The organism is Achromobacter sp. Marseille-Q4962, assembly GCF_943737005.1.
Classification (GTDB): Bacteria; Pseudomonadota; Gammaproteobacteria; order Burkholderiales; family Burkholderiaceae_B; genus Achromobacter.
Genome location: NZ_CALSFU010000034.1, coordinates 24,590 through 31,746, shown reverse-complemented (window position 1 = coordinate 31,746; position 7,157 = coordinate 24,590). Strand labels below are relative to the sequence as shown.

Below are 7,157 nucleotides of genomic sequence, written 5' to 3'. Positions count from 1 at the left end.
GATCCAGCCCGAGGCCGAGCCCGTCCAGGCGTCCGCCGAACCCGTCCCGGCTCAACAGTCCGAAGCGCCCGTGGCCGAAACGGCCCAGGAACCCGCGCCGGCCGCCGCCGAGCCCGCGTCCGCGGCTGCCGTCCCGCAGACGCCGGCCGAGCCGCTGGCCGAGGCCGAAACCGCCGCGCCGCCGGCCGCCGAGCCCATCGTGGTTCCGCCCGCCACGCCTTCGGCCAAGAGCCAGGCGCTGCACGAGGTGGTGAATGCGGCGGGGCTGCAATGGATCGAAACCGATCCCGAGCGCCACGCCCAGACCCAGTTGCGCATCGCCGCCTCGCACACGCCCGTGCGCCTGGGCCGCGAGCGCAAGCCCGTGCCGCCGGTTTCGAGCGAACCGCTGGTGCAGGTCGAAACGCGCCATTGACGCCGGACGGCGCCCTCGCGGCGCCCCGGCCCGCGCCCGCCCCGCGACAAATCGTCGCGGGGTTTTTTTTGCGCGCGCCGCAGGCCCGGCGCGGACAGGAAACGCCCCGCGCCCCGACCGCCCGCAGGCTTGCCGGCCCCAATGAAACGCCGCGGACCGGGCATCAGGCGCACGAAGAACATGGACCGCCCTTTTCCTGCCCTGGGGTCCGGAAGCATTCCCTGCCTGGCGGCCCAAACAAAAAACCCTCCGGACGGAGGGTTTTCTTCGCTGGACTCGGTGGGGATCAGAACTGGTAGGTGTACGTGAACTGCACCGTGTCCAGGCCGGGGTTGGGGCGCTTGATGCTGGCGTTGGAGAAGTGCGAGTAGCGCAAGCCGATGCGGTTGTTGGGCGTCAGCAGAAAGCCCAGGCCCACGTGATCGCCGAACTGGAAGGCGGTGCTGATGTTCTCGTCGGCGAAGCGCGTCTTGGAGAACAGGGTAGCGCCGATGCCGGCCTCGATGTAGAAGCGTTCGCCGGTCCACCAGCGGAACATCGGGATGGCGCTGAACTGCCAGACATGGCCCGGCGAGCGCGAACCGTCGGCCCACCAGTACGAGGCGCCGAGTTCGGGGGACAGCTCCAGGCGGCCCCAGTTGCCGCCGAACTGGTACGTCCAGAGCGTGGGGGTTTCGTAGTTCAGCGTGAAGCGCTGGTAATGGTCGCCAATGCCATAGTGCGCGCTGATGCCGCCCTGCGAGCCGCTGGTCTGTGCGCCAGCAAGCGTGGCGTAGCCGGCAAGTGCCAGGCCGGCGAGGCGGGTGAGCATTTTCTTCTTGGTCGACTGCATTGGGACTCCGGTAAACATAAAGAGTTTCTGTACCCGGCAACATAGCAAAAAGCGCGCCGGCCCGGTCGCTCGATGTCGCGGCCTTGCAACATCCTGCATGGAAAACACTGTTCCGCCGCCGAACCGCAATTTGCCGTGACAAGCCGGCGCCTCTTGCCGCGCGGCGCCAGCCTGCCGGGGCGCCGGCGGGCCCGGCCGTTCAAGCCGTGACGACGTCCGCGGGCTGGCTGGTGAGCAGGGCCAGCAGGCGCGCGATTTCCTCGCGCAGCTGGCGGCGGTCCACCACCATGTCGATGGCGCCCTTCTGCAGCAGGAACTCCGCGCGCTGGAAGCCTTCGGGCAGCTTCTCGCGCACCGTCTGCTCGATCACGCGCGGACCGGCGAAGCCGATGAGCGCCTTGGGCTCGGCGATGACCACGTCGCCCATGAAGGCGAAACTGGCCGACACGCCGCCCATGGTGGGGTCGGTGAGCACGCTGATGAAAGGTAGCCGGGCCGCGGCCAGCCGCGTGAGCATGGCGTTGGTCTTGGCCATCTGCATCAGCGACAGCAGGCTTTCCTGCATGCGCGCGCCGCCCGAGGCGGCCACGCAGATGAACGGGGTCTTGTTGTCGAGAGCGGCTTGCACGCCGCGCGCGAAGCGCTCGCCCACGACCGAGCCCATGGAGCCGCCCATGAACTCGAATTCGAAGCAGGCCAGCGTGGCCGGAACGCCGCGGATGGAACCGCTCACGACCACCAGCGCGTCGGTTTCGCCGGTCTGCTTCACGGCTTCCTGCAGGCGCTCGGGATACTTGCGGGTGTCCTTGAACTTCAGGGAATCGACCGAGCGCGTGGTCTGGCCGATTTCGACGCGGCCTTCCATGTCGAGCAGCGAGTCGATGCGCGCCCGCGCGCCGATGCGCATGTGATGGTCGCACTTGGGGCAGACGTGCAGGTTGGCCGCCAGGTCTTCGCTGTACAGCACCGATTCGCACGAGGGGCACTTGACCCACAGGCCTTCGGGCACGCGCCGCGCGGTGTTGTCGTTGTTCTTGTTGATGCGAGGAGGCAGGAGTTTGTCGATCCAGCTCATTGATTTTTCATCCCGTTAGCGTCTCGCGCCCTGGCCGCTCAGGCCGGCGCGTTTTCTCGTTTGACTTGATCCAGCGCTTGCCGGACGGTGCGCAGCCAGCCGCCGGCGGCGGCCACCGCCGCTTCGGTCCGCCGGCCCTCGGGGGCCTGGGCCACCGCCTGCTCCATGGTCTCGATGAGCTTGCTGCCGATGACCACGGCGTCCGCCTCGCGCGCCACGCGGGCCGCGCTCTCGGCATCGCGGATGCCGAAGCCCACGCCCACCGGAATGCGGACGTGCTTGCGGATGAGCGCCACGCGGCGGGCCACATCGTCGGTGTCGAGCGAACCCGCCCCCGTGACGCCCTTGAGCGACACGTAATACACGTAGCCGCGCGCCACCTTGCCGACCGCCTCGATGCGCGCTTCGGTAGTGGTGGGAGCCAGCAGGAAGATCGGCGCGATGCCCGCCTCGTCGAGCAGGGCCGCGAATTCGACCACCTCTTCGGGGGGATAGTCCACCACCAGCACGCCGTCCACGCCCGCCTCGCGGGCGCGGCGGACGAATTCGGCCTGTCCCATGCGCTCGATGGGATTGGCGTAGCCCATCAGGACCACGGGCGTATCGGCGTCGCGCCGGCGGAACTCGGCCACCAGTTCGAGCACGCGGGCCAGGCCCACGCCCTGCGCGATGGCCCGGTCGGCGGCGCGCTGGATGACGGGGCCGTCGGCCATGGGATCGGAGAACGGCACGCCGAGCTCCAGCACGTCCGCGCCGGCCTCGACCAGCGCATGCATGAGCGGCACGGTGGCGGCGGGAGAAGGATCGCCAGCGGCGATGTAGGGGATCAGCGCCGCGGCGCGGCCGGATCCGGCGGTGCGCGCGAAGGCGGCGGCGATGCGGTCGATGGAAGTTGTCATGGTGTTCAGAGCGGGATGCCCGCGCGCTCGGCGACGGTGTGCATGTCCTTGTCGCCGCGGCCCGACAGGTTGACCAGGATGACGGATTCGCGCGGCAGGGTGGGCGCCATCTTGACCGCCTGCGCGATGGCGTGCGAGGACTCCAGCGCGGGCATGATGCCCTCGGTGCGGCAGCAGTCGTGGAAAGCCTGCAGCGCCTCGTCGTCGGTGATGCCCACGTATTCGGCGCGGCCCGAATCCTTCAGCCAGGCATGCTCGGGGCCCACGCCGGGATAGTCCAGCCCGGCGGAGACCGAATGCGTTTCCTGCACCTGGCCGTCCGCGTCCTGCATGACGTAGGTGCGGTTGCCGTGCAGCACGCCCACCTGGCCCGCCGCGAGCGAGGCGGCGTGGCGGCCGGTTTCCATGCCCTCGCCCGCCGCTTCGACGCCGATGAGCCGCACGTTTTCGTAGGGAATATAGGGGTGGAAGATGCCCATGGCATTGGAGCCGCCGCCCACCGCCGCCACCACGTAGTCGGGCTGGCGGCCGATGGCCTCGGGCATCTGCGCCAGGCATTCGTTGCCGATCACGGTCTGGAAATCGCGCACCATGCGCGGATAGGGGTCCGGGCCGGCGACGGTGCCGATGATGTAGAAGGTGTTCTCGATGTTGGTGACCCAGTCGCGCATGGCCTCGTTGAGCGCGTCCTTGAGCGTGCGCGATCCGGAGTCGACGGGCACCACCGTGGCGCCCAGCAGCTTCATGCGGTAGACGTTGGAAGCCTGCCGCCTGACGTCTTCGCTGCCCATGTAGACCACGCATTCCATGCCGTAGCGGGCGGCAACCGTGGCCGTGGCCACGCCGTGCTGGCCGGCGCCGGTTTCGGCGATGACGCGGGGCTTGCCCATGCGCTTGGCGAGCAGCGCCTGGCCGATGCAGTTGTTGACCTTGTGCGCGCCGGTGTGGTTGAGGTCTTCGCGCTTGAACCAGATCTGCGCGCCGCCCAGCTTTTCCGACCAGCGGCGGGCATGGTAGACGGGGCTGGGGCGGCCCACGAAATGCTTGAGCTCGTAGTTGAACTCTTCCAGGAAGGCCGGGTCGACGCGATAGCGGTCATAGGCCGCACGCAGCTCGTCGAGCGCGTGCATGAGCGTTTCCGCCACGAAAACGCCTCCGTAGGGGCCGAAATGACCCTGGGCATCTGGAAAATCGTAAGGTTTCACCGAGCATCTCCCCCGGCCGCGGCCGCGGCGCACGCGCGCCGCCGGCGGATCCGGATAGCAACCTGCCATTTTACCTGACGGGCGCGCCAGCGGGCTCGCAGCCGCCCGGCGCGCCCGCCGGCGACTCAGAGCGACTGGCCCAGGCGGCGCAGGAAATTCTCGCAGGCGGCGAGCTGGTCCAGCGCCACGTACTCGTTGGGCTTGTGGGCCTGCTCGATGTGGCCCGGGCCGCAGACCACGGTCGGGATGCCGATGCCCTGAAACAGCCCCGCCTCGGTGCCGTAGGCCACCTTGCGCGTGGCGCGGTCTTCGGTCAGCGCGCGCACCAGCCTGGTGATGGCTTCCTGCTCCGACGCCTCCAGCGCGGGCGCGGCCGCGCCGGTTTCGATCTCGATGCGGGCGTCTTCGTACTCGGCCCGCATGCGCGGCAGCAGTTCCTCGCGCACGTAGCGCTCCACCTCGGCCTGGATGTCGTCGGGTCGCATGCCGGGCAGGTTGCGGAATTCGTAGGAAAACTCGCAGAACTCGGGAATGGTGTTCACCGCGATGCCGCCCCGGATCTGGTTGGTGGTCATGGTGGTGAACGGCACGTCGTAGAACTGGTCGTAGGGGCCCTTGGCCTTGAACCCGTCGGCCAGATCGCGGATGCGGCAGATCAGGCGCGCGGCGTATTCGATGGCGTTGCAGCCGCGCGGCGTCAGCGAGGAGTGCGCCGCTTTGCCATGGACCTTGCAGCGGAAGAGGTTGATGCCCTTGTGGGCCACCACCACCTGCATCCCGGTGGGCTCGCCCACCACACAGCCCTCGGGACGGATGCCCCGCTCCTGCAGGTCGGCCAGCATGTAGGGCGCGCCGGCGCAGCCGACTTCCTCGTCGTACGAAAACGCCAGGTGTATGGGCTTCTTGCGCGGCATGGCCAGGAACTCGGGCACCAGGGCCAGCGCGCCGGCAATGAAGCCCTTCATGTCGCAACTGCCCCGGCCGTAGAGCAGGCCGTCCTGCTCGGCCAGCTTGAAGGGATCGGTGTTCCAGTCCTGGCCGTCCACGGGCACCACGTCGGTGTGGCCGGACAGCACGATGCCGCCCTGCACGCCGCCGTCCCGGGCCGGCAGGGTGGCGAACAGGTTGGCCTTGTTGCCTTCGGGATTGTGCGCCAGCCACGCCTCCACGCCCTGGCCCTTCAGCCAGTCTCGTACGGTTTCGATCAGGGCCAGATTGGAATTCCGGCTGGTGGTGTCGAAGCCAACCAGCGTTTCCAGCCAGGTGCGCGCGTTCATGTCACTGCTCTCACGGGTAAAAACCAGAGTGTAATCCCCGCGAGGGGCTGCGTGGCCGGCTCCGCCCGCGCGGCCCGCTCTCCGGCTTGCTCCTACAATTGCGGCCTGGGACTCATCCCGCCCCCAAGGAGAAACCGTGCAGCACTCTGCAGTACCCACCCGCAACATTGCGGCCGCCGTGATCGGCAACGCGCTCGAATGGTATGACTTCCTGGTGTTCGCGTTCATGACGCCGATCATCTCGAAACTGTTCTTTCCGACCGACCCCAACATTCCGGGCAGCGATCTCAACGCCATCCTGATGACCACGGCCATCTTCGGCGTGGGCTTCTTCATGCGCCCGGTGGGCGGCATCATCCTGGGACTTTACGGCGACAAAAAGGGACGCAAGGCCGCCATGGTGCTGGTCACCTCGCTGATGGCGGTGTCCATCGCCCTGATCACGGTGGCGCCCACCTACCATGCGGCGGGCATCCTGGCGCCCATCGTCATCCTCATCGCCCGGCTGCTGCAAGGCTTCTCGGCGGGCGGCGAATTCGGCACCTCGACCGCCCTGCTCATCGAAATGGCGCCCGCGGGCAAACGCGGCTTCTACGGCTCCTGGCAAATGGCGGGGCAGATGCTGGCGCTGCTGATCGGCGCGGCGTGCGGCACGCTCATCACCGAATTCTTCACGCCGCAGCAGATCGCCGACTGGGCCTGGCGCATTCCGTTCGCGCTGGGCCTGGTGATCGTACCCATCGCGCTCTACATCCGCCGCAACATCGACGAAACGGCGGCCTTCCGGCAAATCCAGGAAGAAGAGCGCCAGGCGGCCGCGCGCGGCATGGCGCAGCGCCTGAGCCTGGGCCAGATGCTCGCCAGCCACACGCGCGAAACCCTGATCGGCGTGGGCCTGGTGGTGACGGCCACGGTGTCCATCTACATCACCTTCACCTACCTGGTCACCTACTCCACCCAGACCCTGAAGCTGCCGCTGGACAAGACCTTCATGGTGCAGATGGCGGGCGCCGCCCTCATGGTGGTGCTGACCCCGTTCATGGGCGCATGGTCCGACCGCGTCGGCCGCCGTCCGCTGGTCATCGGCTCGCTCATCGGTTACCTGCTGGTGCTCTACCCGCTCTACGCCTGGCTTTCCGGCGCGCCCTCCATCGGCCGCCTGCTCACCGTGCAAGTGGTGGTGTGCCTGTTCGTCTCGGCCTTCTTCGGCGTGTTCAGCACGGTCATGGCCGAGCTGTTCCCGGCCCGGGTGCGTTCGGTGGGCCTGTCGCTGGCCTATAACGTGGCCGTGATGATCTTCGGCGGATTCGCGCAGTTCATCGTGACCTGGCTCATCAAGACCACGGGCTCGCCCATGGCGCCCGCCTACTACGTGATGTTCGGCGTGGCCCTGGGCCTGGCGGCCTCGTTCTTCATGCGCGAACGCGCCGGCGACGCGCTGGACCACTGAGCCG

The 7,157-nt window shown here is 68.3% G+C and carries 6 protein-coding genes and 1 pseudogene; 2 read left to right on the top strand and 5 right to left on the bottom strand.

The window, feature by feature from the left end:
- A pseudogene (locus NGJ44_RS20980) lies at window positions 1–415 on the top strand (ribonuclease E/G); the annotation flags it as partial.
- Between the two features lie 286 nt (window positions 416–701).
- Here NGJ44_RS20980 and NGJ44_RS20975 read toward each other — a convergent pair.
- From NGJ44_RS20975 to argE, 5 genes are all read right to left on the bottom strand, one after another.
- Window positions 702–1,247 carry an acyloxyacyl hydrolase gene (locus tag NGJ44_RS20975; RefSeq protein ID WP_053246766.1) on the bottom strand — a complete coding sequence of 182 codons (546 nt, stop codon included), beginning with the start codon at window positions 1,245–1,247 and terminating at the stop codon, window positions 702–704.
- Between the two features lie 199 nt (window positions 1,248–1,446).
- Window positions 1,447–2,322: an acetyl-CoA carboxylase, carboxyltransferase subunit beta gene (accD, locus tag NGJ44_RS20970; RefSeq protein WP_053246765.1), complete on the bottom strand. Its 876-nt coding sequence runs from the start codon at window positions 2,320–2,322 to the stop codon at window positions 1,447–1,449.
- A gap of 38 nt (window positions 2,323–2,360) precedes the next feature.
- Window positions 2,361–3,221, bottom strand: a complete 861-nt coding sequence (trpA, locus tag NGJ44_RS20965) for a tryptophan synthase subunit alpha (protein ID WP_251865577.1) — start codon at window positions 3,219–3,221, stop codon at window positions 2,361–2,363.
- 5 nt (window positions 3,222–3,226) lie between these two features.
- Window positions 3,227–4,426: a tryptophan synthase subunit beta gene (gene trpB, locus NGJ44_RS20960; RefSeq protein ID WP_251865576.1), complete on the bottom strand. Its 1,200-nt coding sequence runs from the start codon at window positions 4,424–4,426 to the stop codon at window positions 3,227–3,229.
- 125 nt (window positions 4,427–4,551) lie between these two features.
- Window positions 4,552–5,703, bottom strand: coding sequence for an acetylornithine deacetylase (gene argE, locus NGJ44_RS20955; RefSeq protein ID WP_053246524.1), 1,152 nt, complete (start codon window positions 5,701–5,703; stop codon window positions 4,552–4,554).
- Between the two features lie 136 nt (window positions 5,704–5,839).
- On the opposite strand from argE, the gene NGJ44_RS20950 reads away from it, so the two are divergent.
- Window positions 5,840–7,153, top strand: coding sequence for an MFS transporter (locus NGJ44_RS20950; RefSeq protein ID WP_053246523.1), 1,314 nt, complete (start codon window positions 5,840–5,842; stop codon window positions 7,151–7,153).
- Window positions 7,154–7,157: the final 4 nt, after the last annotated feature.